The 26,432-nt window shown below is 54.5% G+C and carries 17 protein-coding genes; 11 read left to right on the top strand and 6 right to left on the bottom strand.

Annotated features, from left to right (window positions below; all coding sequences use genetic code 11):
• Nucleotides 1-52: 52 nt before the first annotated feature.
• Together HSW_RS24595 and HSW_RS16730 are read left to right on the top strand one after the other, a co-directional pair.
• Complete coding sequence (locus HSW_RS24595; RefSeq protein WP_197031894.1) at nucleotides 53-430, top strand: hypothetical protein; 378 nt, start codon at nucleotides 53-55, stop codon at nucleotides 428-430.
• A complete protein-coding gene (locus HSW_RS16730) occupies nucleotides 430-876 on the top strand; it encodes a hypothetical protein (protein WP_044002886.1) in 447 nt (148 codons plus the stop codon). The genes HSW_RS24595 and HSW_RS16730 overlap by 1 nt, the downstream gene beginning before the upstream one ends.
• Here HSW_RS16730 and HSW_RS16725 read toward each other — a convergent pair whose 3' ends face one another.
• Entirely contained in the window at nucleotides 877-1,356 is a 480-nt protein-coding gene (locus tag HSW_RS16725; RefSeq protein WP_044002885.1) for a hypothetical protein, read from the bottom strand.
• Between the two features lie 159 nt (nucleotides 1,357-1,515).
• Between HSW_RS16725 and HSW_RS16720 the strand changes: the two genes are divergently transcribed.
• From HSW_RS16720 to HSW_RS16710, 3 genes are all read left to right on the top strand, one after another.
• On the top strand, nucleotides 1,516-2,691 hold the full coding sequence (locus HSW_RS16720) for a 1-deoxy-D-xylulose-5-phosphate reductoisomerase (RefSeq protein ID WP_044002884.1): 1,176 nt from the start codon (nucleotides 1,516-1,518) through the stop codon (nucleotides 2,689-2,691).
• Between the two features lie 93 nt (nucleotides 2,692-2,784).
• Nucleotides 2,785-4,128 carry an RIP metalloprotease RseP gene (gene rseP, locus HSW_RS16715; protein WP_155833016.1) on the top strand — a complete coding sequence of 448 codons (1,344 nt, stop codon included), beginning with the start codon at nucleotides 2,785-2,787 and terminating at the stop codon, nucleotides 4,126-4,128.
• Nucleotides 4,129-4,281: 153 nt separating this feature from the next.
• On the top strand, nucleotides 4,282-4,785 hold the full coding sequence (locus HSW_RS16710; protein ID WP_044002882.1) for a DUF6702 family protein: 504 nt from the start codon (nucleotides 4,282-4,284) through the stop codon (nucleotides 4,783-4,785).
• Between the two features lie 235 nt (nucleotides 4,786-5,020).
• Here the strand turns inward: HSW_RS16710 and HSW_RS16700 are convergent, their stop codons facing one another.
• The gene (locus HSW_RS16700; RefSeq protein ID WP_081768462.1) at nucleotides 5,021-7,090 is read right to left on the bottom strand and encodes an OmpA family protein; all 2,070 of its coding nucleotides are present in this window, start codon (nucleotides 7,088-7,090) and stop codon (nucleotides 5,021-5,023) included.
• 374 nt (nucleotides 7,091-7,464) lie between these two features.
• On the opposite strand from HSW_RS16700, the gene lon reads away from it, so the two are divergent.
• The 4 genes from lon to HSW_RS16680 all read left to right on the top strand — a co-directional run bounded on the left by lon (nucleotide 7,465) and on the right by HSW_RS16680 (nucleotide 13,492).
• Nucleotides 7,465-9,921: an endopeptidase La gene (lon, locus tag HSW_RS16695; RefSeq protein ID WP_081768607.1), complete on the top strand. Its 2,457-nt coding sequence runs from the start codon at nucleotides 7,465-7,467 to the stop codon at nucleotides 9,919-9,921.
• Nucleotides 9,922-10,076: 155 nt separating this feature from the next.
• On the top strand, nucleotides 10,077-11,132 hold the full coding sequence (gene porQ, locus HSW_RS16690; protein ID WP_044002877.1) for a type IX secretion system protein PorQ: 1,056 nt from the start codon (nucleotides 10,077-10,079) through the stop codon (nucleotides 11,130-11,132).
• Nucleotides 11,133-11,224: 92 nt separating this feature from the next.
• Entirely contained in the window at nucleotides 11,225-12,640 is a 1,416-nt protein-coding gene (gene hslU / locus HSW_RS16685) for an ATP-dependent protease ATPase subunit HslU (protein ID WP_044002876.1), read from the top strand.
• Between the two features lie 57 nt (nucleotides 12,641-12,697).
• Nucleotides 12,698-13,492 carry an SDR family NAD(P)-dependent oxidoreductase gene (locus tag HSW_RS16680; RefSeq protein WP_231501310.1) on the top strand — a complete coding sequence of 265 codons (795 nt, stop codon included), beginning with the start codon at nucleotides 12,698-12,700 and terminating at the stop codon, nucleotides 13,490-13,492.
• 53 nt (nucleotides 13,493-13,545) lie between these two features.
• Here HSW_RS16680 and HSW_RS16675 read toward each other — a convergent pair whose 3' ends face one another.
• Complete coding sequence (locus HSW_RS16675) at nucleotides 13,546-14,988, bottom strand: RagB/SusD family nutrient uptake outer membrane protein (RefSeq protein ID WP_044002873.1); 1,443 nt, start codon at nucleotides 14,986-14,988, stop codon at nucleotides 13,546-13,548.
• Nucleotides 14,989-15,008: 20 nt separating this feature from the next.
• On the bottom strand, nucleotides 15,009-18,200 hold the full coding sequence (locus HSW_RS16670; RefSeq protein ID WP_081768461.1) for a SusC/RagA family TonB-linked outer membrane protein: 3,192 nt from the start codon (nucleotides 18,198-18,200) through the stop codon (nucleotides 15,009-15,011).
• Nucleotides 18,201-18,965: 765 nt separating this feature from the next.
• Between HSW_RS16670 and HSW_RS16660 the strand changes: the two genes are divergently transcribed.
• Together HSW_RS16660 and HSW_RS16655 are read left to right on the top strand one after the other, a co-directional pair.
• Complete coding sequence (locus HSW_RS16660) at nucleotides 18,966-22,235, top strand: SusC/RagA family TonB-linked outer membrane protein (RefSeq protein ID WP_044002869.1); 3,270 nt, start codon at nucleotides 18,966-18,968, stop codon at nucleotides 22,233-22,235.
• Nucleotides 22,236-22,248: 13 nt separating this feature from the next.
• Nucleotides 22,249-23,865 (top strand): SusD/RagB family nutrient-binding outer membrane lipoprotein, encoded by a 1,617-nt coding sequence (locus HSW_RS16655; protein WP_044002868.1) that lies wholly within the window; start codon nucleotides 22,249-22,251, stop codon nucleotides 23,863-23,865.
• A gap of 77 nt (nucleotides 23,866-23,942) precedes the next feature.
• Here HSW_RS16655 and prfB read toward each other — a convergent pair.
• Both prfB and HSW_RS16645 read right to left on the bottom strand, forming a co-directional pair.
• Nucleotides 23,943-25,020, bottom strand: a protein-coding gene (gene prfB / locus HSW_RS16650) for a peptide chain release factor 2 (RefSeq protein ID WP_197031893.1) whose coding sequence is annotated in 2 segments (ribosomal slippage) — nucleotides 23,943-24,959 and nucleotides 24,961-25,020 — 1,077 coding nt in all. Because the reading frame shifts where the segments join, the coding sequence is not laid out codon by codon here.
• A 171-nt stretch (nucleotides 25,021-25,191) separates the two neighbouring features.
• Nucleotides 25,192-26,262, bottom strand: a complete 1,071-nt coding sequence (locus HSW_RS16645; protein WP_044002866.1) for a branched-chain amino acid aminotransferase — start codon at nucleotides 26,260-26,262, stop codon at nucleotides 25,192-25,194.
• Nucleotides 26,263-26,432 lie beyond the last annotated feature (170 nt).

Here is a 26,432-nt window from a genome sequence, read left to right as displayed (position 1 = left end):
ACAAGGAAGTATTCGGATCAGGGCCAGCGCTGATGAGTATGACGTTTACGGTATGTGTACGTTTTTCGTAACTGTGCAAAAAGGTGCGCTTGAGGTACAAACGCACTTTTACGGAGATGCTAACAACTGGAAGGGATTCGGGAATGCGCTAATTGCTTTTCCGACAAAAACGACCGATTACCTATTCTTCCAATCGGGTATTGGCAGCTATGCAGAAGAGAAGCTGCTACTAAAGTCATACTGCTATGACAGTTTCGGACATGCTGCTCTAACCGTGAACATTGACCACCAGAAAGAGCCACCCAACGATTTTCGTATTCATTTCTCTATTCCCACCGAGGTAGCCTCCCTTAACCAGCTTGGTCGATTATTAGCCACTTGGGAAGTAACGAACGACTCCGAAATTCACTGGCAAGCTCAAACCAGCTAATGCTCAAATCCCAACTCCACACCCTCTGCCTGGCCTACGTACAGGAACGCATTGATGCCTGCCAAGCCGCCATCCGCACCGCCCAGGAATCGGCCAACTCCGAAACCAAGAGCAGCGCCGGCGACAAGTACGAAACCGGCCGCGCCATGGCCCAGAACGAGCGGGACCGAAACACCGTGCAGCTGCGGCAGGCCCAACAGCTTCAGGGCGAGCTGCAGCGCATCAGCCCCGAGCTGCCCTGCGACACGGTGCGGCCCGGGGCGCTGGTGCACACCAGCATGGGCACGTTTTACCTCGGTATCAGCGCCGGCAAGCTTACCTTGGGTGGGAAGGACTACTTCGCTGTATCGGCAGCCGCGCCGGTGGCGGCGGCGCTGGCCGGCAAGCGGGCCGGGGAGTCAGCCGTGTTCAACGGCAAGTCGGTCCAGATTATGGGTATCGAGTAGTTACAGGCGCGGCAACAGGCTGCCCAAGCCCCGGATGTTGAGGCGCGTGAAGTTGCGTACCCGCTCGAAGCGGGCGGCGGCTTCTTCCAGCTCCTCGTCGGGCTCCAGTTTGGTGGGGCGGTGGGTATCGAGCAGGGCGAAGACGGTTTCGGCCAGGTCCATGTAGCCCAGAATCATCAGAAACAGCAGCTTCTTGTCGTCTTCCTGGTAGCTTTTCAGGCGCACGGCTTTCACCAAACTGTCGAGCTGGGAGGTTTCGTCCACGTACAGGTCGCGCAGTACTGCCCGCTGGTGCTGATAATCGAGCAACTGCTGGGGCTCCAGGCTGGCAGCGGAAAAGGGAAAGGTATCGGTGAAGCGCGTGGCGGCCCGGAAGTCCTTTTCGGCGGCGTACACGGTGCTCAGATGCTTCTGCAGGCTGGCCCACAGACCATTGCGGGCTTTATCGAAGGCGGCGGAAGCGGCGGCAGGATCGGTCATGGGAGCAGTAAGAAAGGGCGGAAAAGCCAAAGTACGCGGTTTTCAAGCCGTAAGGCCAACTCCCGTGAAATCCGGGGCCCGCCGCAGCAAGCCAAACTTCACCGTACTTTTGCCGCGTAACTATCCGCAAGTATTCCCGCTCCTGACCTTCCGTTCTTGATGCCCACTGAATTCCCCAAACGTGTCAGCCTGCTGGGCTCCACCGGTTCCATCGGCACCCAGGCCCTCGAGGTGGTGCGCGCCCAGCCCGGGCGGTTTATCGTCGCGGCCCTGTCGGCGCAGTCCAACGCCGAGCTGCTGGTGCAGCAGGCCCGCGAGTTCCGGCCCGCCGCCGTGGTTATCGGCGACGAAGCCAAGTACCAGCAGGTGCGCGAAGCCCTAGCCTCTCAGCCCGAAACCGAGGTGCTGGCCGGGGCCGCCGCTCTTGCCGAGGTAGCCGCCCGCCCCGATACCGACGTGGTACTGACGGCCATGGTGGGCTACGCCGGTTTGCTGCCTACGGTGGCCGCCATCCGGGCCGGCAAAGACATTGCCCTGGCCAACAAGGAAACCCTGGTAGTGGCCGGCCAGCTCATTACCGGGCTGGTGCAGGAATACGGCGTGCGCCTGCTGCCCGTTGATTCCGAGCACTCCGCCATCTTTCAGTGCCTGGTAGGGGAGGAGCAGAACCCCATCGAGAAAATCATTCTCACGGCCTCGGGCGGGCCGTTCCGGGGGCGTACCCGCGAGCAGCTGGCCCAGGTAACCAAGGCCCAGGCCCTCAAGCATCCCAACTGGGACATGGGTGCTAAAATCACCATCGACTCGGCCTCACTCATGAACAAAGGGCTGGAGGTAATTGAGGCCAAGTGGCTTTTCAGACTGCGTAACGAGCAGATTGAGGTGGTGGTGCATCCGCAGAGCATCATTCACTCCTTGGTGCAGTTCGAGGACGGCTCCCTGAAGGCCCAGCTCGGGCTGCCCGATATGAAGCTGCCCATCCAGTACGCGCTGGGCTACCCGCAGCGGCTGGCTAACGACTTCCCGCGCTTCCGTTTCCTCGATTACCCCCAGCTCACGTTTGAGGAGGCTGATACAGCGGCCTTCCGCAACCTAGCCCTGGCGTTTGAGGCTATGCAGCGCAGTGGTAACGCACCCTGCATCCTCAACGCAGCCAACGAAATTGCCGTGGCCGCCTTCCTGCGCGACGAAATAGGCTTCCTTGAAATGTCTGATGTGGTGGAGTCCAGCCTCGCCCGGGTTTCGTACCTTGCCGCTCCCTCGCTGCAGGATTACGTGCTCACCGACCAGGAAACGCGCCGGGTGGCCCGGGAGGTGGCCGGCCTCCGCGCCTGACACCTTGACGGACCCCGGTAGCAACTTTCGGCTTCGGTGCGTTGTTTGCGGCGGTGGAACCCGTACCGTTCATCACCTCATTACTTACTTCTCTTGACAGGACTTATCATGGCCGGGCAAATGCTGCTGGGCCTCTCCATACTGGTTGGCTTGCACGAATTCGGGCACTTTGCTACCGCCAAATACTTCAAAATACGGGTCGATAAGTTTTACATCTTCTTCGACTTCCTGTTTCCCCTGCCCGGGGTGATGAACTTCGCTCTGTTCAAAAAGAAAATTGGGGAGACGGAGTACGGCCTGGGCTGGTTCCCGCTGGGCGGCTATGTGGCCATCCACGGCATGATCGACGAAACCCAGGACGCCGACAGCCTCGCCGCCGAGCCCCAGCCCAACGAGTTCCGGGCCAAGCCGGCCTGGCAGCGCCTGATTGTAATGCTGGGCGGCATCATCATGAACGTGATTACCGGCATCGTCATCTTCTCGCTGATGACCTTCAGCTACGGTGAAAGCTACCTGCCGGCCTCGGAAGCCCGTTTTGGCGTGATTCCGAACGCGCTGGGCAAGGAGATGGGCTTCCGCCAGGGCGATAAAATTGTGAAGATCAACGGCCGGCCGTTCGATGATTTCAGCGACGTGTACAGCCCCGACGTGATTCTGGGCAACGATGCCTACTACACTGTGGACCGCGCCGGGCAGTTGATTGACGTGCCCGTCCCCAACAACTTCATGGACCGCCTCGCCGATGAGGGCGAGCAGCGCTTCGTGCAGCCCCTCGACCCCTTCGTGGTGGAGGAAGTAACCCCCGGTAGCCCCGCCGACAAGGCTGGCCTGCAAGCCAACGACCGGATTATGCAGGTAGCCGGTACGCCTATTCAGTTCTTCCCTGAGCTGCAGAAGGCGCTGAAGGACAACGCCGGCAAACCCACTGCCGTGCAGGTGGAGCGCGCTAGCCAGCCCGTTACGCTCAAGGTAGCCGTTGATACCGATGGAAAAATCGGCTTCAAGCCCAAGTCGCTGCTGAAATTCGGTACCCGCGAATACGGCTTGCTCGAAGCCATTCCGGTGGGCACCAAGCAGGCCTTCGGGGTGATTACCACCCAGATCAAAGCCTTCGGTAAGATTTTCAGCGGCGAAGCCTCTTTCCGCAAATCCATTGGCGGCCCCATCGAAATTGCCCAGCAGTACGGCGGTAAGTGGGACTGGTTCCGGTTCTGGACGCTTACGGGCATGCTTTCTATGGTGCTGGCCTTTATGAACCTGCTGCCTATCCCGGCCCTCGACGGCGGCCACGTAGTATTCCTGCTCTACGAGATGATTGCCGGCCGCAAGCCCTCCGATAAATTCCTGGAAAACGCTCAGAAAGTAGGTATGGTCCTGATTCTGGGCCTGATGGTATTCGTGTTCCTAAATCCGCTCCTGAAGAAATTCGGTTTGTAAGCGTTAGCGCTTATCCGCCTCGTGAAAGCCGTGTTGCCTGTAAGGGTGGCACGGCTTTTATACTCCCTGTCTTTCCCGGCTCCGGCCCGTGGTGCCGCCTGCCCGCCATGTCAGCGGCTGCAACCATAGCGGCCGAATTACACCTTTTGCCTCATGAGAACTGCCCGTTTCTTCCTGCTTCCGCTGTTACTGCTTACGCTGAGCGTGGCGGCCTGGGCCCATACCTACCACGCCAGCATCCTGGAGCTGCGCTTCAACCCGGAAAAGCAGCGGCTGGAAATGGCCCTGAAAATCTTCATCGACGACCTGGAAAAAGACCTTTCCAAAGGCAAGACCACCCCCGTCCGCACCGACCAGCTCAGCCGGGCCCAGCTTAATCCGCTGCTCCAGGATCTACTGCGTCGCTCGGTGCAGCTCAGCCGCACGGCCGGCAAGCCGCTGCCGCTCATGCTGGTGGGCCTGCAGAAGGAAACCGACGCCTACTGGGTGTACTTTACAGCCCCGCTCCCGGCCACAGCCACCGGCATCACGCTGCGCCACCAGCTCCTGCTCGACATCTTCCCCGACCAGATGAATATCGTGAATCTGGAGGCCCGGGGCCGCAAGCAAAGCCTGCTGTTCCGGGAAGGGGAGGAGCAGCAGCAACTGAAGTGGTAAAGTGTTAGAAGGGGTGTTTATACTGCTTATAAAGCGTTATGCTTATGATCCATACTATAATAGGCCCAATGCTGGCAGCTGTCTTCAGCCACAAAGGTTTGCGAAGAAAAAAGAATTGGGTAGCTATAATCGTATAAACCGGAAGTGTAAAGACGAAACCCCACGGAATGGTTGACAGCAGGAGCAAGCCTATTTCTGCCCACAGTAATCGGTGAAATGAACGCTCCATTGCTATTTACCACTCCAGCTTGCCATCTTTTTCACCGGTAGCTGGCTTGGGTTCGGGCTTCTTGCCGGGTAGTGGGTCGGCTTTAAAGGGTTCGTCGTCTTTCTCGGGCTTAATGAGGCGGAACTCCACGCGGCGGTTGGTCTTGGCGTCTTCCGGCGTTACCTCATCCTTGAGCGGGCGCGTGGAGCCGTAGCCGAAACTATCAATGCGGTTGGGCTTGAGCTTGCCTTTCTGCTCAATGTAGCGCCGGATGGATTCGGCCCGCTCCTGCGAGAGCTGCTCGTTAAAATCCGGGTCGCCCTTGCCGTCGGTGTGGCCGCTCACGCTCAGCCGAAACTCCGGATGGTCGACCATGAACACGGCAATGCGGTCGAGCACGGCGTGCATGCTGGGCCGGATGTGGGCCTTGTCCTGGTCGAACTCAATGTTTTTGAACACCAGCGGCAGCTTGTAGTCGATGGAGTTGGTCATGAGTTTCATCACCGTGTCGCCGGCCAAAGCAAACTTCTTCTCCACACTGAAAAAGTCGGGGCTCTGAATCAGCATCACGTAGTGCGAACCCTCAATCAGGTCGAAATCAAACGAGCCGTCGTCGCGCAGGTATTTGCTGGCTACCTCAATGCCGTTGTCGGTATCAATGATGCTCACGATGCCATTGAGTGGTTTCTGGCTCACGGAATCGACCAGCGAGCCTTCTACGTGCGTGGTGGCCAGGGGCTGGGCTTCCATCGGTAACGGGAACGAGAACAGGTCGAGGTTCTTCATCTCCTTTTCCTCCGAGCGGGCATAATACAGGCTCTTGGAATCGGCGTCGATGGTAAAGTAGTACTCCGAGCCCTTGCCGTTCACCAGTGGGCCGATGTTGATGGGCTCCTGCCAGCGGCTGCGCACCCGGTAGGTTTTGTAGATATCGAAGTCGCCGAAGTTGAGCAGCTGCCCCCGGGAGCTGAAATACAGCACGTGGTAGAGGGGGTGATAAAAAGGGCTGACTTCACTCTCGCGGGTATTCACCACCGGCCCCATGTTCTGGGCGCGGCCCCACTGGCCATTCTTGCCCTTCACCGTGTACCAGATGTCCGACAGCCCGAAGCCACCCAACCGGTCAGAGGCAAAATACAGCGTATCCTCGCCGGGCGAAAGGGTGGGCTGCGAGTCCCAGGCCGTGGAGTTGACGCCAGTGCCCAGGCTTTTGGGCATGGTCCATTTGCCATCCTGGAAGGAAGCCGTATACAGGTCGCAGTTGCCGTGGCAGGTGGGACACTCACAGCGGGCAAAGAACAGCGTTTTGCCGTCTTTGCTGATGCAGGCTGAGCCCTCGTTATACGCGGAGTTGATGGGCTTGGGTAGTGGTTCAGCCTCCGTCCAGACGCCGTTTTCACGGCGGGCCGTGTACAAATCCTCATCAATAACGCTGTGCAGGCCGCGCATTTTGCGCTTAGAGGAGAAGATCAGCAGGTCGGCATCGGCATTCAGTGTGGGGCCGTAATCCTCGCGCGGCGAGTTGATGGCGTCGCCCATGCTGGTGTACACGCCTTTGGGAGGGCGGAACGTGGCAATGTTTTTCCGGTACTCCACAATGTCGTAGTACGTGCGCAGCGGTACGTACAGGTCGGTATCCTTCTGCTCCAGCGAGTCATAATACATCTGCACCTTCGTCAGGCTCTGGCGGCGGTGCTTGAGGGCGAGGCGGTAGTATGCCTTGGCGCGGCCTTCGTTGCCGGCCTTTTCCCAGAGCTGGCCCAGACGCCAGAGCATATTGGTGTCCTTGTAAAAGTTCTCGATGCCAAACTGGCTTACATAGGCATCCAGCAGATTACGGGAAGCCGCCCAGTTTTTGCGCTTTTCGGCCTTTTGAATCTCGCGCAGCAGCTTCTTGTCCTGAAAATAGGCTACGCGGTTGATGTTCGGGAAGTCCGGGGTATCGTCGGTACGAGCCCGGGCCTGGCGGATAACCTTGGCGGAGAGCTTCCGTTGGGCAGTGGGGAGGCCGCTTTTTTGTTGAGCACGAAGCGTAATGGGCTGGCCCAGGGCAAGCAGCAACGCACACAAAGTCAGCAGACGGGCAATGGAAAACATAGCAATTATAAAGCACAAAGGCGGTGGGAACCGGCAAGCATCAAAAATAGGAAAATTTGGATGTGAAGTTGATAAGTGAACCGGTGAATTGTTGAACCGATGGATAGGTGAATTGCTTGATGCGCGGAATGCTCAGGATGATCATCACTTCACCAGTTTAACTATTCAACACTTCACCCATTCACCTGCCGATGTGGCGGCTTGCGGCGGTGGCACGGCGCTTGCCGAATCCGTACCTTCGAAAATGCCCCGCCGCTTAGGGGCCGAAGCTGAACCGATTGCCTGTCATTGTGGCATCCGGTTTCGTTTTGCCTGCCTTTCCTCGCATGAGCCGTTATACTCCGCCCAAGTCGCCTTATTCTTCCTTGCTGCTGATGACTGAAGATCCCGCCGAAATGGTATCCATTGTGGCCACCGACCCCGATCAGCCCTTGGGCCCCGATGAGTCGCCGGAAGTGCTGCCGCTGCTGCCCGTGCGCAATACGGTACTGTTTCCCGGCGTGGTGCTGCCCGTTACGGTCACGCGCAAAAAGAGCATCCGGCTGGTACGCAAAGCCTACCGGGGCAACAAAATTGTGGGCGTAGTAGCGCAGAAAAATGGTCAGAGCGACGACCCTACCCTGGCCGACCTGTACCCGGTGGGGACGATGGCCAAAATCCTGAAGCTGCTGGTGCTGCCCGACGGCAATACTACCATCATTATTCAGGGCCAGTCGCGCTTCAAAATTGAGGAGGAAATTCAGAGTACGCCCTACCTCACGGCCCGCGTGAGCTACGCCCCCGAAACCTTCCCCGGCAAAACGTCCAAGGAAGTAAAGGCGCTGGTGTCGTCACTGAAAGAAGCGGCGGCCAAGATGCTCAAGCTCAACCCCGAAATTCCGCAGGAGGCTCAGGTGGCGCTGGATAATATCGAGTCGCCTTCCTTCCTGACGCATTTCCTCTCCTCCAACATCAACGTAGAGGTCAGCATCAAGCAGAAGCTCTTGGAAATCAACGACGGCGTGGAGCGCGGTACGCACCTGCTGGAGCTGATGATGAAGGAGATTCAGCTGTTGGAAATCAAGCGCGAAATCCAGACCAAAGTCCATACCGACATCGACCAGCAGCAGCGCGACTACTTCCTGCGTCAGCAGATCAAGGTGCTGCAGGACGAGCTGGGCTTCGATGGCCCCGATCAGGAAGTGGACAAGCTGCGCCAGCGTGCCAAAACCAAAAAGTGGCCCGAAAGCGTGGGCAAGCACTTTCTGAAAGAGCTGGACAAGCTCACGCGCATTAACCCACAGGCTGCCGAGTATCCGGTGAGCCTGAACTATGTGGAGTTTCTGCTGGATCTGCCCTGGGCGGAGTACACCAAGGACAACTTCAACCTGAAGCGCACCCAGAAAATCCTCGACCAGGACCACTACGGCATGGAAAAGGTGAAGGCGCGCATCATTGAGTACTTGGCCGTGCTCAAGCTCAAGAACGACCTGAAAGCTCCGATTCTGTGCCTATACGGCCCGCCCGGCGTGGGTAAAACCAGCCTGGGCCGTTCCATTGCTAAGGCCCTGGGCCGCCAGTATGTGCGCATGAGCTTGGGTGGTGTGCGCGACGAGGCCGAAATCCGGGGGCACCGCAAAACCTACGTGGGGGCCATGCCCGGCCGCATCATCTCCCAGATAAAGAAGTCCGGGGCCTCCAACCCGGTCATCGTGCTCGACGAAATCGATAAGCTGGCCTCCGACTTCCGGGGTGACCCGTCGTCGGCACTGCTGGAGGTGCTCGACCCTGAGCAGAACTCTACCTTCACCGACAACTACCTAGAGGTGGAGTACGACTTGTCGAAGGTGCTGTTCATTGCCACGGCCAACTCGCTGGAAACAATTCAGCCCGCTCTGCGCGACCGGATGGAAATCATTGACCTGACGGGCTACACGCTGGAGGAGAAAACCCAAATTGCCAAAAAGCACCTCTGGCCCAAAATGCTCCACGATCACGGCCTGACAATAAAAGACGCGGGCATCACCAACGCCGCTTTGCAGCGCGTGATTGACGACTACACCCGCGAGAGTGGTGTGCGTAGCCTAGAGCGGAAGCTGGGGGCGGTAACCCGCAACCTAGCCAAAAGCAAGGCCCTCAAGGAGGATTTTCCGGCCACGCTGGAGCCAAAGGACGTGCGCCGGATTCTGGGCGCACCCATCTTCGACCGGGACCAGTACCAGGACAACGAAACTGCCGGTGTGGTAACGGGCCTAGCCTGGACCAGCGTGGGCGGGGATATCCTGTTCATCGAAAGCCTGCTGAGCCGGGGTCGGGGCAAACTCACCCTTTCCGGCCAACTCGGCGACGTGATGAAGGAGTCGGCCGTGACGGCCTTGAGCTACCTGCGCAGCCGGGCCGAGGAGTTGGACATCGACTACCGCCTCTTCGACCAGTACGACCTGCACATTCACTTCCCCGAAGGTGCTGTGCCCAAAGACGGGCCCAGCGCAGGTATTGCCATTTTCACCAGTATTGCCTCGGTATTTACGCAGCGCAAAATTCGCAGCCATCTGGCCATGACGGGCGAAATCACGCTGCGCGGTAAGGTGCTGCCAGTAGGCGGTATCAAGGAAAAAATTCTGGCTGCCAAGCGGGCCGGCGTGCGTGATATCATCCTCTGCCCTAAGAACAAGAAGGATATCGACGAAATTTCGGCTGAGTACCTCAAGGATCTTACCATTCACTACGCCGACCGGGTGGACGATGTGTTGCGCGTGGCGTTGCTGGAGGAAAAGGTAGCGCACCCCATGAAGCTGGTGGTGCGCGACGAAAACCCGGTCCCGGCCTCGCCCAGCGTGGAGGTAAGCTGAAAAAAGCTGTCATTTCAAGGGCCATGAAGAATCCGGAGGCATTGTGTAATGTCTGCTTAGATTCTTTACTGCCCTTGGAGTGACAAACTGTTGCCGCGCAATAAAACAGCGGCTTGCAGCGTCCTAACGGGTAACCTGCATTATCTTAGTTGCTGATGAATCTACCCTTACGCCGCGCCGTTGCTGTTTCCGGTCTGCTCCTGTTGGGCCTCGTTCCCGCCGTGCAGGCCCAGATTGGCGGACAGCAGGCCTTTTCTTTTCTGAACCTGCCTACCAGTGCCAAGCTGGCTGGCCTGGGTGGGGCCAACGTATCAGCCCGCGACGCGGATGCCACTATGCTCTACGGCAACCCGGCCCTGCTCAACAGTGAAATGGATGGCCGCCTGGCGTTGGGCTACGTTGATTACCTGGCCGATATCAAGCAAAGCACGGCCGCATACGTGTTCAATACCCAGAAAGCGGGCCGTTTCGGCGTGGGCCTGACCTATTTGAGCTACGGTAACTTTGAGCAGTTTGACGTGGCCGGCAACTCGCTGGGGCAGTTTTCGGTGAATGAGTACGCGCTGAGCGTTGCCGACTCCTATACTACCGGTGTCTTTACCATCGGGGGCACGCTGAAGCTGGCGGGTTCAGGTATTGCTGGTAACCACTCTTTTGCCGCTTTAGCCGATGTAGGCGGGCTTTTTAAGCACCCCGACCAGGATTTTACAGTAGGATTAGTAGTCCGCAACGCTGGTATTCAGCTCAAGCCTTACGACGGGGCCGACCGGGAGCCAATGCCGCTGGATGTGCAGCTGGGTACGTCCTTCAAACCCGAGCACCTGCCGTTGCGCTTCTCCTTCACGGCTCACCACCTCCAGCAGCTTGATATCGTGTACCTCGACCCGAATCAGCGCGGTCAGCTGGACGAGAATGGAGAAGAGGTGAAACCTAAAAAGAGCCTCGGTGATAAAATTGCCCGGCATTTTGTGGTAGGAGGGGAGCTGCTGCTGAGCAAGAACCTGAACGTGCGGGTGGGCTACAACCATTTGCAGCGCCGGGAGCTGCGCCTGGAGAACACTGCGGGCGGGGCCGGTTTCTCCTTTGGGGTGATGCTGCGCGTAAGTCAGTTCCAGCTTGATTACACTCACGCGGGCTACCACGCGTCGGGTGGGGCCAACTACTTCACCATTGCCCGGAACATCGATTCGTTGTTCAAAAAACAGCTTTAGCACACCAGTGCGGGCGAAACACAAACTTTTAGCATCCGGCCGTAGTAGTATTCCTTCGGTATACCAGACAGCCTGCTTCTTCCTATTGCCTTATGCTCGATTCCGCTGAGTTTCTGACGCCGGCCCAAATTGTGGCCGAGCTCGATAAGTATATCATTGGCCAGCACGAGGCCAAGCGCTACGTGGCTATTGCCCTGCGCAACCGGTGGCGCCGCTTACATGCTGCTCCCGACATGCAGCGTGAAATTGTGCCCAACAACATCCTCATGATTGGCTCCACGGGCGTGGGTAAAACCGAAATTGCCCGCCGTCTGGCCAGCATTTCCGGGGCCCCATTCACCAAAGTGGAAGCCTCCAAGTTCACCGAAGTAGGCTACGTGGGCCGCGACGTGGAAAGCATGGTGCGCGACCTGGTGGAGCAGTCGGTAAATATGGTAAAGCTGCGCCGCAAAGAAGAGGTGAAAGCGCAGGCCGCCCAGGCCGTGGAAGACCTTATTCTGGATATTCTGATTCCGCCCGTAACCAACGCGGCCCAGCCGGCTGCCAAGCCGACCTTGGGCTTTCCGGTAGCTGCCCCGTGCGAAATGCCCGACTCTGACCACGAGTTGAACGAGCGGACCCGGGAGCGGTTTCGGGAGAAAATCCGCAACGGGGAGCTGGATGAGCGCAAAATTGAAATCCGGGTGCAGCATACCAGCGGCCCCGGCATCAGCGTAATGGGCGGCCCCGGCGGAATGGATGAAGCCAGTATGGCCGGTATCCAAGATATGTTGGGCTCTATGCTGCCCAAGAAGACCCGCAAGCGCAAAGTCACCGTGGCGGAGGCCCGCAAAATCCTGCTCGACGAGGAAGCCGCCAAGCTCATTGATATGGATGAGGTGAAGGACGAAGCCATCCGGCAGGCCGAAAACGCCGGTATCATCTTCATTGACGAAATAGATAAGGTAGCCAGCCGTAGCGGCAAAGGCGGCAGTGGCCCCGACGTAAGCCGGGAAGGCGTGCAGCGTGACCTGCTGCCCATTGTGGAAGGCTCAGCTGTGAATACCAAGTACGGCATCATCCAGACCGACCACATCCTATTTATTGCCGCCGGAGCCTTTCACGTTGCCAAACCCTCTGATCTGATTCCGGAGCTGCAGGGCCGCTTCCCCATCCGGGTGGAACTGCAGAGTCTGACCAAGGAGGATTTCTTCCGCATCCTGAAAGACCCCAAAAACGCCCTCACCAAACAGTATGAAGCCCTGTTGCAGGCGGAAGGCGTTGTGCTGACCTTCGACGATGCCGCGTTGGAACGGCTGGCCGAAATAGCCTTTGAGGTCAACAGTGAGGTCGAAAACATCGGGGCGCGCCGGCTGCATACGGTCATGAGCCGCCTGCTGAACGACATCCTATTCGACGTACCGGACCGCATTGGCCCTAATGCGCACATTCTCATCACGCTGGAGCTGGTAGAAGAGCGGCTGCGGGACATGGTGCGTAACCGGGACCTGAGTCAGTATATTCTCTGAGTTGTCACACACTCTGTTGTCGCGCACTTTGGGCTATATCAGCAACAAAAAGAGGCAGTGTATACTGCCTCTTTTTGTTTTATCCCGTATTCCAGATTACCTCATCTTACCCGAAATGCAATGCATTATTACATCATTACCGGAGCCAGCCGTGGCTTAGGTAAAGCCTTGGCCGAAACGCTCCTGCAGCAACCTGATACCCAAGTCATCGGCGTATCACGCCACGCCACCATCGAGCACGCTTGTTACCGTCACCAGCCGCTCGACCTTTCCGATATGCTGGCCGTACAGAACAACCTGCACAAAGTGTTTCCTCCGTTACCAGACGCCGTCAGTATCACCCTGATCAACAACGCTGGCGTGCTGGGGGATATCGGGTATATCGGGGAGCTGTCCAACGAGCATTTTGAGTTCGTGTTCGATGTGAACTTGATTGCGCCAGCTATGCTTATGAACACTTTCTTGAGCACATACGCCAGCTTTACCGTTCCCCGGACTATCCTTAATATCAGCAGCGGAGCCGCCCAGCGTGCCGTAGATGGCTGGGCCGCTTACTCAGCATCCAAAGCCGCTCTCGATGCTATTTCCCGCACGGCTCAAAAGGAGCAGGACCTGCGCGGCACCGACGTCCGCATCCGCAGCCTTTCCCCCGGAGTGCTCGATACGGCCATGCAGGAGCATATCCGCTCGGCGGATACAGCGAATTTCAGCGAAGCCGAACAGTTTACAGACTTAAAGCAAAGTAGAAACTTGGTGGTACCTGATAAAGCTGCCAGCCAAATTATTCAGTGGCTTCAGCGGCCCATAACTTCTGACGAACCGGTAGTGTTGCGTGTAATAGATCTTCACTAACTAAAAAAGGCCGACTGAACAGTCGGCCTTTTTTAGTTAGTGAAGATCTCCGATTAATAACCGGGGTTCTGAACCAAATTAGGGTTCTGCTGGATGTCAACCAATGGAATTGGCAGAATAGCTCTGTCGGCACCGTAGGTGACTCGGCTGGAGTTACGCTTGTAGCGCATTAGGTCGTAGTAACGGTGTCCTTCGAAGGCCAATTCCAGACGACGCTCTAGGAGAATAGCATCAATAAGCGCTTGTTTCGTAGCAAAGCTAGCTACAGTGTAGGAAGCAGTTGCTGCTGGCTTAGACCGGTCACGCACTTGATTGAGCAACGTAACGGCTTCGCTGCTTATCCCGGTTGCCACCTGCGCCAAACCTTCGGCACGGTTCAGTAAGGTTTCTGCGTAACGAGCAATTGGCGCATAGTCAGCAGAAGCCTCTTTGTACTTCTGCGTCAGCACTAACGGGCTGTTAGCTGCGCCAGGAATGGCAGTTGGCGAGAGCAGCAACAGACGGCGACGGTCATCTGCCGGAAACTGCGCAACTGGAATCAGCGCGTAAGGATTTACGCTGATGTCTCCGCTACCGGCCCGGCTGCGATAGTGCTGGCCAAGTGCGTTGTTGGTGTTAGGGTTGTCACTCACGTTATTGGCTACCGAGAAAATCGACTCGGGGTTCTGGAACGTAGCAAGTGTAAATGGTACGGCCGGCGTTGCTGCTAATGAATGGCGTCCGCCAGTGATTACCGTCCCTGCCAGGGCAGCTGCCTCACTATACTTACCCTCGTATAGATATACGCGGGATAACAGAGTACGTGCTGCATCTTTGGTAGCCCGTGCCGTTTTTTCGAAAGGAGTAGGATACGTTTCAGGCAAACTAGCAATAGCGTCGTTCAGATCAGTCTCAATCTGAGTGTATACTTCCCGAACCGTAGAACGAGGCTTAGCCTGAGTTGCGTCGAACGCATTGCTGGCATCAGGTGCGGTCAACTGCAATACCACGCCTGGGTGCGAGGCATCGGCCGTGAAGTTGTACGGTTGAGCGAACAGGTTTACCAAGTGGAAATAAAGCAAAGCCCGGATGAATTTTGCCTCACCAGTATATTGTGCCTCCAACTCGGCAGATACTTTGCCCGTGTTCTTAGGCATTTCCTGCAGGAAGAAATTGGCACCGTACAAAGAGCGGTAGCCGCCCGTCCAAGCGGCGGTTACGGTTGGATCATTGGCCAATGCCGTGAACGTGCCAATACCCCCGAAAAAGGAAGCAGGGTTGGTGTCATCACTGCGAACGTCGCTATAGATCAGCGCACGGCCACCCAAGAACTCCGGATTTTGAAGCTGGTCATACATGCCAATGGCCGTCTTTTGGATGCGGTCAGCATTAGCAAACGCATCTTCTTGGGTCAAAGCTGCGGGTGGATCTTGGTCTAGGACGTCATCACAGCTGGTTGCTGTGGCCATCAGTAGTGCGCACAGTACAAATTGGCGCAGAGTGGAAGTACGGAACATATCAGGAAGAGAAAGCAAGATTAAATACCCAGGTTGACGCCGAAAGTGAAGCTACGTGTTGGAGGAACTGAGCGACCATCTACTCCATAAGCTACGTTAGCACCGGTGTTTGCCGCATTAACGTTGGAGTTTACTTCTGGATCAAGGCCTTTGTATTTGGTGAAGGTGTATACATTCTGCACCAAGGTGTACACGCGCACATTGTTCAAACCAATACGCTTAGCTATGTCCGATGGCAGGTTATATCCTAGGCTTAACTGACGCAAGCGCAGGAAATCACCGTTTTCTAGCCAGCGGGTGGAGGCTATGTTGGATTGCGCATCACGCAACACTTGTTTCGGAATGTCCGTGTTTTGACCAGGAGCGGTCCAGCGGTCTTTGATTTCGTTGGTGTTGTTCTGGAAATTGCTGCTGAGCAACGCCTGACGGTAGCCATTGTAAACCTTGTTGCCACCGCTGTACTGCAGGAAAACGCCTAATTCAATACCTTTGAAGGCAAAGGTGTTATCAAATCCACCGAAGAAAGTTGGATACCCGCTTTCTTTCGTGTATTTGAAATCACCCGCGTTGATAGCTGTAGTGGGTTCTCCGTTAGCATCCAACCAGCGGCCGATAGAGAAGCCGTTGCCAGCTGGAGTTGCCCAGGCAGCATCATACTGCTTGATGTTACCGTCCTTATCATAGAACTGAGCGTTACCATTATCCGGATTTACTCCGGCCCATACTGGCAGGAAATAAACACCTAGGCTTCTGCCTACGCTGGCGCGCTGGTTGGCCTGAATGATGTCGTTAGGAGTCGATAGACTGGTTACCCTGTTTTTGATGATGGAACCGTTGATAGAGGAAGTCCAAGAGAAGCCATTCTCTAACTGCACGTTCGTCGTGTTCAACGTCAATTCTACACCCCGGTTATACATTGAGCCGATGTTGCGGCTGATGGAGGTATTGGGCACACCAGTAGTCCGCAACGTAGGCGCCAGCAGCAATAGGTCACTGATGTCGTTGTTGAAGAAGTCAAATACAACGTTCACCCGGTTGTTCAGCAAGGAAGCATCAAAACCAATATCCAGTTTCGTTGACTTTTCCCACTGTAACGAAGGGTTGCCTACCTGAGTGATTGTAAAGCCGTTCAGATCGGCGTAGAGACCACCCCCAACAAGGGTACGGGAGGCGTAGTTGCCGATACCATTGGAGTTACCTACCGATCCGTAGCTGGCGCGGAGTTTCAGGTCATTGATGACCGAAATGCCATCCATGAATCCTTCCTCGGAAATACGCCAGCCGATACCACCACCAGGGAAAATACCGCTTTGGTTATTCGATCCGAATACAGAAGAAGCATCTCTGCGCAGCGAGAACGAAGCGTAATACTTGTTCGAGAAGGTGTAATTAGCCCGCCCGAAGTAAGATTGGAAGCCATTGGCTGCTAAACCACCTCCACCAGGTGCCTGCGACGTGAAAACGTTATCAATGATTGACTGAAATTTAGTGTCAGAGAAGCCACCCGCAACAGTATATATCTGCCGCACTTTAGTTTCCTGATATTCTACACCAGCAGTAACATCAACTGCGTGATTTTCAGCGAAAATATGGCTGTAGTTAGCGTAGTTCTGCCAGTTGAATTGGGTGCGGTCCGTATTGTAATCCTGTACCAAGCCTAGCTGTCCTGGGCCTAAGGCGAACCGGCCTAGACCAGAAATGCGTGGGTCGCTATACTGTTCTTCGAAGTTAGTCGTGTAATCGACACCATATCGGGTGGTTAGCTGCAGTCCTTTGATAGGCTCTACAGTTAAATAACCGTTGCCCAAAATCCGTTGCGACGTATTCTCATTTTTGTTGAGATTGAGTACTGCCGGAATATGGTTGAAAGCATTGGGAGCGTAAGAAGCATTTGGCAGTAGGTTGTTACCATTGCCAATGTTGAATACGCTATTCAGATAGTAGGAACCATCTGGGTTGTACGCTGGCACGTTAGGTGGGGCCGTGTAGCCCGATACAGTTGCACCCGCAAGTGCGTTTTCACCGTTAATACCTTGGTTGAATGCTTTTGAGTAACTAAGGCTGACACCTGATTTAAGCCATTTTTTAGGCGTCAAATCTAGATTTAATCGTCCCGAACCCCGCCGCAAGCGGTTGTTCATAATGATACCCTTTTGATCATTCCAGTCGCCGGAGCCATAATAGCTTGCAAACTCATTGCCGCCCGATAGGGCTACTTGGTAATTCTGTTGCGTACCATCTTGGAAAATTTCCTTGATCCAGTCGGTTTCATCATTGATACCATCACCGTTTACATCAACAGGCTGTGCTATATTGATGGGAAACGTGGTATTAACTACACCATTCGAGCTGCCGAAGCGGCTGTTGTTAGCTTTCTCGTTGCTTATCGTCTGAAAGTCAGCGGCATTCAGCAAATCAGGCGTACGAATAGCTTGCTGAAATCCGTAGAAAGAATTGATTGAAACGCGGTTTTGACCAGATTTGCCACGTTTGGTAGTAATGATAATGACCCCGTTAGCAGCACGCGAGCCATAAATAGCCGCAGCAGAGGCATCTTTCAGCACATCTACCGATTGGATATCGTTAGGGTTAATGTCTGCTAAAGGGTTGTAGCGCGTGGAAAGGACGTTACCTTGGGGTGCAGTGTTAAGGGGGACACCGTCCAAAACATAAAGGGGCTCCGAACTACCACTGATGGAGTTGGCTCCACGAACGCGCACGGCAACCCGATCACCCAAAGTACCACCAGTAATGTTGGCATTTACACCGGCCATACGGCCTTGAAGTGCTTGGTCAACACTTTGTACTGGTTGGAGCAACAGCTTTTCTTCTTTCACCTGCGCTACAGAACCGGTGATGTCTTTCACATCTTGCGATCCACCGTAACCAGTAACTACTACTTCACTCAAAGACTTAGTATCAGGTGCTAAGCCTATGTTAATCGGACCGTCAGCTATAGGTAGATCAATAGAAGTGTAGCCAACTGAACTAATGGAAATAGTAGTAGCCGACGTAGGTACAGTTAAAGTGAATGTACCATCCGAATTAGTGGATACCCCGTTGGTTGTACCCTTAACCAGTACCGTCACACCCGGCAGACCGTCACCAGTGGTGCGGTCTGTAACCCGGCCGGAGATGGACCGGGTCTGTGCAGTTGCCTGAGTCGCTACCAATGCAACTAAAGGCAATGTTGTGAGCAGAAGTTTTTTCATGAAGAGCGAGAAAATTTAGGAAGGTGTGTGTGTATTGCTTCTTTAGTTGAAATACTGCTAAAATACTACCCGGATATTTAATAGAATTGCTATTTAGCTCTCAATATGTGCTGTTCTGGCTGAACGCATACTTTTACACTGTGAATGTGCCCGTTTGCCCGCTGTAAAAGCAAGAACAATGGTTTAAGCAATGAGGCTTTTGCATTCATAAAAAGAGATGTCGGACGTAGTATAATATTCATATGCTCTAATAAAATGTATAAAATAATTTTTTTATATGACTATTCATTTATAGGTCCTTTGCACAAGTGTAGCTATAGTGGCTCGTATACAATTGAGCTCACATCGCCCCGCGTCGCTGATTACTTCGAGATAGGTGATGCGAGCAATACGACTGCTTCCGATCTTACCAGCTAAAGTCCGCCGCTGAACATCAGTGGTTAAAGAGAGATATATGCGTGCCGGGCTGCCATAATGCGCTGATATGCCTCAAGCATAAGGTAGGCTATCCATACACTGCAGAGTAGGAAGGGCATGTACGATACAATGATAAATTATTGTTTTATGTATTTTTTATAGGATTAAATCAATAATTGATGCAGATATGCTTACATTATACAGCCACGCAGATTAGAGTTTCAATAAATGTTCATGTAGTTGATTACTTTTAGCGAAGAATAAAGAGCAATGGTTGAAATTTTTCAGTTTTGATCATCAAATCCTACCTTGGAGCTCAGTTTAACTCACCAAACCTTTTTCACTCACATGCGGAAAATTTTATTGACGGCGGCTCTGGTCGCGCCCGTACTGTTGCAGCAGGCGGCCGCACAGAACCGACAAATCTCTGGGCGGGTCACTGACCGCGCTTCCGGTCAGGGTCTGCCAGGAGTTACGGTACTTGTGAAGGGTACAACTATTGGTGTATCCACTAACTCCGATGGTACCTATACCATCAGTGCCCCTGCTACTGCAACCACGCTGTCCTTCTCCTCTATTGGGTTTGTGGCAGTTGAGCGTGCCATCGGCGACGCATCTACTATTGACATCGGACTGGGTGCTGATTCCAAGCAGTTGGGAGAAGTAGTTGTAACGGGTGCTCTGGGTATCCAGCGCCAGCAGCAGCAGGTGGGTTATGCCACGGCTTCCCTCGACACCAAGGAACTGACCCAGGCCCGCGTTACTAACGTAGCAAACGGTCTAACTGGTAAAGTATCCGGTCTGCAAATCCAGACCCTCAACAACGGGGTAAACCCCACGCCTCGCGTAACGCTGCGCGGTAGCCGCTCTTTGACGGGTAACAACGAAGCTCTGATCGTAATTGATGGTGTTATCTCCACCAACGATGTGCTCGGCTCTCTTAACCCGGATGACGTAGCTTCCATTGACGTACTGAAGGGTGCCAACGCTGCCGCTCTGTACGGTTCGCAGGCTTCCAACGGCGCTCTGATCATCACCACCAAGAAAGGTGGGGTTTCGCAGGTTACCTTCTCGCATACCTCGCAGTTCGAGTCTATTTCCTTCCTGCCCAAGTTCCAGGAGCAGTTCGGTCCAGGCTCGCCCGACTGGTATAACAACTCAGACCAGGCTAAAGCCGGTATCTTCTTTGATCCGACCAACGAGCCTGACGAGTCGTACCACTATCAGTACCAGGGTTTTGAAAACCAGCAGTACGGCCCTCGCTTCGACGGCTCCATCCGCCCCTTTGGCCAGACGCTGGCTGATGGCAGCGTGCAGCAGCTGAGCTATGAGGCTCGTCCGGATGAGAAGAAGAAATTCTTCGATACGGGTTACCAGATGCAGAACGGCGTTTCGTTCTCGGGCGGTGACGAGAAGACCAAGTTCTTCACCTCGTACCAGAACGTTCACAACAACGGTATCATCCCTAAAGATAAGTTTGACCGGAACTCGTTCCGTTTCAATGCTTCGCGGGAAATGGGTCGTTTGAACGTTGGTTTCAACGTTTCGTACTCGCAGCAGATAGCCGACGTAACCTCGAACCTGGACCGTAACACTTCGGTGTACTGGAACGTGTTCAACACCACGGTAATGGCTCCGCTTACGGCCTACAAGGACTACCAGAACGATAAGTTCGCGGAGCCTAACTACGGTTACTACAACGCCTACTACTACAACCCGTACTTCATCCTCGACGCTAACCGCACGAAGGACCGTCGTAACACTGTTCAGGGCAACATTGACCTGGGCTATAAGGTGTTCGACTGGCTGCGTCTGAATTACCGTTTGGGTACTACCAGCATCGGCCAGTCCAACCTGACGACGCAGAACAAGTTCTCGCTGGACGCTAACTCGCCTAAGTCGATTGCCAGCTACACGGGCTTCGTGCAGGATCTGAGCAGCAACCAGACGCGGATCAATTCCGACCTGTTCGCAAGCATGGATAAAACGTTTGGTGACATCAGCGTACAAGCCATTCTAGGTAACAACATCCAGCAATTGGATAGCCGCTTCAACTACGTAGCGTCTACTGCACTGGCAGTTCCTGTTGAAGGCGACAACTTCAACCTGTCAAACCGCATCGGTAACCTCGACGGTGCTGATGCACGTGCGCAGACTCGTGTGTATGCTTTCTACGGTGACCTGACTTTGGGTTACAAGGATTTCTTCTATCTGCACGGCTCGCTGCGGAACGATAACATCTCCATCCTTGATGCGGACAACCGTAGCTTCTATTATCCCGGCGTTGATGCATCGTTCGTGTTCACGAATGCTGTTCCGGCTCTGAAAGACCTCTCGTTCCTGGACTACGGTAAAATCCGGGGTGGTATCACCAAGGTAAGCCAAGTAAACCTGGGTGGCGCGACGGCTAACGGGGTGTACAACAATGGTGGTGCTTACCGTCTGGAGTCTACCTACGGCCTCGGCACTGGTTTCCCCTTCGGTAACATTGCTTCCTTCACGGCCAATGGTGGCTTGGTGCAGGAAGGGCTGAAGCCGGAAGATACCCGCTCCATTGAAACCGGTATCGAACTCAGCTTCCTGAAGCGTCGGGTTGCTGGTGCTGTTACCTATTACGCTCAGCGAAGCAATAACCAGACAGTTACCACCAGCATCTCCGGTGCTACTGGTTCCCAGACCCTGTTGCTGAATGCTGGCGAAGTAGAGAATAATGGTGTTGAAGTCGATCTGAACATCACTCCCGTACGTCTGGATAACAGCCTGAGCGTTACGATTGGTGGTAACTTCAACTACAACAACAACGAAGTAATTTCGCTGCCTCCCGGTCTGACTCAGCTGAACCTGACCGGTAGTGGCCGTCAGAGCACCAACGCTGATCTGTTCGCTATTAAAGGACAGCCTTTCCCAGTGCTGCAGGGTACGTACTACCAGCGCACGGAAGATGGCAAGGTGAAAATGCAGCAGGTGGCTGACCCGAACGATCCTACGCTGGTTCGTTACGCCCCACTCATTGCCAGCGACACCAAGATTTTTGGTAACACGCAACCTAAATACAAGTACGGTTTCAACACTAGCATTTCCTTCAAAGGTCTGACTCTGGCTGGCCAGGGTGAATACCGCACGGGATATGTAGTGTACAACACCATCGGTGAAAACCTTGACTTCACGGGTAGCGGTGAGCGTAGCGTAAAGTACGGTCGTCAGGATTTCGTATATCCTAACTCTGCTATTCCGCAGGTTGATGGTGCCGGTAACGTTACTTACGTTGCTAACACGGGTGGTCTGACGCCGGGTGGCTCGGAGTTCTGGGCAAACACTCCCACCTGGAATACAGGGGTAGCTGAGAACTACGTTACTTCGGGTAAATTCTTCAAGATTCGTGAGGTGTCGCTGAGCTATGCAATTCCTGCTGCTCTAGTATCCAAAATTGGTCTGGTAAAAGGCGCTTCGGTGAACTTTTTCGGTCGTAACATTTTTACGTGGGTGCCCAAAGAGAACATCTATACCGACCCGGAATTCAGCGGTACTGCTATCGGCAGCAATGCTATCGGTATCAACAGCGTACTGCAGACTCCTCCTACGAAGTTCTACGGGGCTACTCTCAACGTAACCCTCTAAGCTGACTTATTATATGAAACCACTTTTCAAAGTTTTTGTAGCCGCAGCACTGGCTACAGCTACAACTGGTTGCGACTCGTTTCTGGACATTAACGATAACCCCAACCAGCTGACCCGGGTAAACGGTAACGCTTTGTTAGCCTCCGCTTTGGCTACCACCGCTGCCAATTACACGGGTGGTATTGCCGCCGGCACCAACTATAACAGCTACACGAGCTTTGCTACCGGCTACTGGGGCAAATCGGGTACTGTTAGTGGCTTCTCTGAGGAGCGTACCTACAACTATTCCACCAACACGCAGCAAAACCTGTGGAATAACACCTATGATAACCTGAATGACTATAACCTCATTCAGAAGCAAAGCGCCGTGTATCCTAACCACGCCGCCATTGCCCGGATCATGAAGGTGTATAACTTCCTGCTGCTGGTTGACCAGTACGGAAATATCCCTTATTCGCAGGCACTGCAGGCGGCCACCAATACTGCTCCTGCTTACGACAATGCCGCTGATATCTACAAAGATTTCATCGTGCAGCTGAAGGGTGCCGTTGCTGATATCGACGCGGCAACTGCCGGCACAGCGGTTAGCGCTTCGGAAGATATTGTCTTCCGGGGCAACATGACCAAGTGGAAGCAGTTCGCCAACAGTCTGCGTCTGCGTATCCTGTTGCGTGAATCGCAGACCAACGATGCTGCGCTGAACACTTACGTGCAGTCGGAGATGGCTACTCTGCAGACCGCAACTGATGGTTTTATCACGAACGATGTGGTAGTACAGCCCGGCTATGCTGCCAACTCCAACCAGCAGAACCCGTTCTATAACCGCTACGGTTTCGCCGCTGGTGCTGTTAATGCCACGTCGGAATACAGCTTTGTACTGCCTACGAACTACATCATTGCGCAGTACGTGGACAACAATGACCCGCGTGTTACGCAGCTGTACCGGGTAGGTAAGCGCACTATCAACAATGTTGAAGTGGCTGGCTACGTTGGTACCGATTTGGGTGAGGCTAACCCTCCCGGCTTCTCAGGTGCTACCATTGCTTCGCGTTTCCTGCAGGGTGGTACTTTCCTGCGTGGTGCCAATGCGCCAACGGTACTGATGCTGCTGTCAGAACACTTGTTCTCGAAAGCTGAAGCTGAAACCCGTGGTCTGTTCACCGGTGGTAATGCCGCTGCCAAAACCGACTTCCTGGATGGTATCAAGGCTTCGTTTATCCACACGTACCGCACAGAAACCAGCCTCGCCGTAATTGTTGGCGCGTCATTGGCCACTTCTTCTCCTGCTACTCCTGGTGTCGCGCAGTACAACACGTACATTGCTGCCAACGCTGCTAACCCCAATGTGAACTTCGATCTTGCTCCTTCGGCAGGTTCGTTGGGTAAGCAAGCGGTTATTCTCTACCAGAAATACATTGCAGAGAATACGGTTGCCAGCACTGAAGCCTGGGCTGATTATCGCCGTAGCGCACAGCCTAAGTTCAAAGTGTCGCTGCAGTCGGCTTCGCCTCGCGCTGACAAGTTGCCTACCCGCCTGCTGTATCCGCAGACTGAGGTTAGCACGAACCAGTCGAACATTCCTACCGGCATCACTCAGTTCACGCCCATCTTCTGGGATGTTGTGGACTAGTCAGCCCAGTAGATCTATTAAAAAAGGGCTGCCCAATCGGGCAGCCCTTTTTTTGTCAAATTTTTACAGGAAGCTTATCAGTTCTGCATCAGATACCCCTTGATGTACTCCTCCAAATCTCCATCCAGTACGTTCTGCACATCTGTGCGCTCAATACCAGTACGGAGATCTTTAATGAGTTTATAGGGATGGAGAACGTAGTTACGGATCTGGGAGCCGAAGTCGATGCGACGCTTGCCGGCTTCTACAGCGTCGCGGGCAGCGTTGCGCTTGTCCATTTCAATCTGGTGCAGCCGCGACTTGAGCATGCGGAGGGCATGCTCCTTGTTCATGAGCTGGCTGCGCTCAATCTGCACGGCAATGATGATACCTGAGGGGGCGTGCGTAAGGCGTACAGCCGTTTCCACTTTGTTTACATTCTGGCCACCAGCACCGCCCGCCCGGAAAGTATCCCAACTGATGTCGGAGGGGTTTATCTCAATTTTGATGGTATCATCAATAACCGGATAGGCGAAAACCGACGCGAAGGAAGTATGGCGTCGACCACTGCTGTCGAAGGGCGACATGCGTACGAGGCGGTGAACCCCTATTTCACTCTTGAGGTAGCCGTAGGCAAACGGGCCATCTATTTCCAGGGAAGCGGACTTGATACCGGCTCCTTCGCCAGGCTGGTAGCTAACCTGGCGCACGGTAAAACCCTGCTTTTCGCCCCACATGATGTACATGCGCATCAGCATCTCGGCCCAGTCCTGGCTTTCAGTGCCACCGGCCCCGGGGTTGATGTCGATGATAGCGGAAAGCTGATCTTCCTCATTGGAGAGCATCCGTTTGAACTCCAGCCGTTCTACCGCCAATTGGGCTACGTTGAACTCCTGCTGAATTTCGGCTTCTTCCACGTCACCTTCACGGTAGAAATCGTAGAGAACTTCGACGTCACCGACCAGCTTCTCAACGGCTTCGTAGTCGTCAGTCCAGACTTTAATAGCCTTGATTTCCTTCATCACGGCCTCTGCTTTCTTGGAATCATCCCAGAAGCCCGGAGCTGTGGTCTGTTGCTCGGTTTCTAAGACCTGAGCTTTGCGACTATCGTAGTCAAAGATACCTCCTCAGGGCCTCAGCGCGGCCCTTCAACTCCTTCACCTGATCTTGGGTCATGGAAAAAAATGCGTGGATGGATAAAATGAGAATAGGCTACAGATTATCTGCAAATAGAAAAGTGCAGCCTGGGTAAAGGTCGGAAGAAAATAGCCGGTAACTAGGGCCGGGTGCTACTTATGGCTGGTCAGCCACAGGTAGCACCCGGTCCTAGTGTTTTAATAAGGCAGGCTAACTCTGCACACGTACCATCCAACCATGGGTATCGGTAGCCTCACCGCTGCGAATGGCGGCCAGCGCGGCCGTTACGCGGTGCGAGAAGGCGTCGGCCGGGGCAGTTGGCAATGTGAAGTCCTCGCCTTGGTAACCGATAACGGAAATAGGCGCGATGGTAGCGGCGGTACCAACACCGAATGCTTCCTGCAATGTGCCCGCAGCGTGAGCCGCCAGAATTTCCAGTGCGGATACTTTGCGCTCCTCAACCGGCATGCCCCAGTCGTGAGCCAGTTGTAGCACACTGCGGCGAGTAATCCCATCCAGAATGGAGGTGCTAAGCGCAGGCGTTATCAAGCGGCCGTCGATAACGAACATGGCGTTCATCGTGCCGGACTCTTCCACGTATTTGTGCTCCGAGGCGTCGGTCCAGATGAGCTGGTTGTAGCCTTCCTCTTGGGCCAGCTTGGTGGGGTACATGGCGGCACCGTAATTGCCGGCATTTTTGGCGAAGCCTGCGCCACCTTCGGCCGAGCGCACGTATTTCTCCTCGAAGCGCACCCGCAACGGTTTGTTATAGTACAGGCCTACCGGGCAGGTAATAATCATGAAGCGGTAGGAATCTGAGGGACGCACGCCCAGCATTCCATCGGTGGCAAACATGAAAGGTCGAATGTAGAGGGCGCTACCCGTAAAGTTGGGTACCCACTCCGCGTCCAGCCGAATCAGCTGGCTCAGGCCCTGCATAAAAATTTCCTCCGGAACCGCTGGCATGCACATGCGTTCAGCGGAGGCATTGAGGCGGCTAAGATTATCCTGGGGGCGGAAAATAAAGATTTCGCCGTCCTGATTCTTGTAGGCTTTCATGCCTTCGAAGATAGCCTGGCCATAATGCAGCGCTGAGTTGGCAGGGCTTACAGTCATGTCGCCGTAAGGAACAATCTGAGGCTCCTGCCACTCGCCATTCTGGTAATCTACTACCAGCATATGGTCAGCAAAAGTTTTGCCGAACTCGAGCTGGTCGAAATCTACTTCGGGCAGGCGGGAGGCAGTGGTGCGCTGCGTTGGAATCGTGAGGGTGTCAATCATGAGGAGTGGGGTGGGAGAAAATGAAGGAAACACAACGGCTGATCAACCTGTGAAAACAGGCGAGGAGCACCCATTGTGCGGGGCGGGTGGGGCAAAAAGAGGGGACAGAGCGGAGAGTAAAGGTGCAGAATTTCTTCCGAACACTTGTTAGTCTGGCATAGTGCCGGACC

This window comes from Hymenobacter swuensis DY53 (assembly GCF_000576555.1).
GTDB lineage: Bacteria > Bacteroidota > Bacteroidia > Cytophagales > Hymenobacteraceae > Hymenobacter > Hymenobacter swuensis.
The sequence above is the reverse complement of the archived record's forward strand: the minus strand, read 5'-3'. Positions and strand labels throughout refer to the sequence as shown.

Coding starts and splice junctions, on each gene's coding strand:
- HSW_RS16710 (WP_044002882.1), top strand. CDS start 4,282: ATGAGAACTGCCCGTTTCTTCCTGCTTCCGCTGTTACTGCTTACGCTG.
- lon (WP_081768607.1), top strand. CDS start 7,465: ATGACTGAAGATCCCGCCGAAATGGTATCCATTGTGGCCACCGACCCC.
- porQ (WP_044002877.1), top strand. CDS start 10,077: ATGAATCTACCCTTACGCCGCGCCGTTGCTGTTTCCGGTCTGCTCCTG.
- HSW_RS16700 (WP_081768462.1), bottom strand. CDS start 7,090: ATGTTTTCCATTGCCCGTCTGCTGACTTTGTGTGCGTTGCTGCTTGCC.
- HSW_RS16660 (WP_044002869.1), top strand. CDS start 18,966: ATGCGGAAAATTTTATTGACGGCGGCTCTGGTCGCGCCCGTACTGTTG.
- HSW_RS24595 (WP_197031894.1), top strand. CDS start 53: ATGTGTACGTTTTTCGTAACTGTGCAAAAAGGTGCGCTTGAGGTACAA.
- HSW_RS16730 (WP_044002886.1), top strand. CDS start 430: ATGCTCAAATCCCAACTCCACACCCTCTGCCTGGCCTACGTACAGGAA.
- HSW_RS16675 (WP_044002873.1), bottom strand. CDS start 14,988: ATGTTCCGTACTTCCACTCTGCGCCAATTTGTACTGTGCGCACTACTG.
- HSW_RS16645 (WP_044002866.1), bottom strand. CDS start 26,262: ATGATTGACACCCTCACGATTCCAACGCAGCGCACCACTGCCTCCCGC.
- hslU (WP_044002876.1), top strand. CDS start 11,225: ATGCTCGATTCCGCTGAGTTTCTGACGCCGGCCCAAATTGTGGCCGAG.
- HSW_RS16655 (WP_044002868.1), top strand. CDS start 22,249: ATGAAACCACTTTTCAAAGTTTTTGTAGCCGCAGCACTGGCTACAGCT.
- HSW_RS16720 (WP_044002884.1), top strand. CDS start 1,516: ATGCCCACTGAATTCCCCAAACGTGTCAGCCTGCTGGGCTCCACCGGT.
- HSW_RS16725 (WP_044002885.1), bottom strand. CDS start 1,356: ATGACCGATCCTGCCGCCGCTTCCGCCGCCTTCGATAAAGCCCGCAAT.
- HSW_RS16670 (WP_081768461.1), bottom strand. CDS start 18,200: ATGAAAAAACTTCTGCTCACAACATTGCCTTTAGTTGCATTGGTAGCG.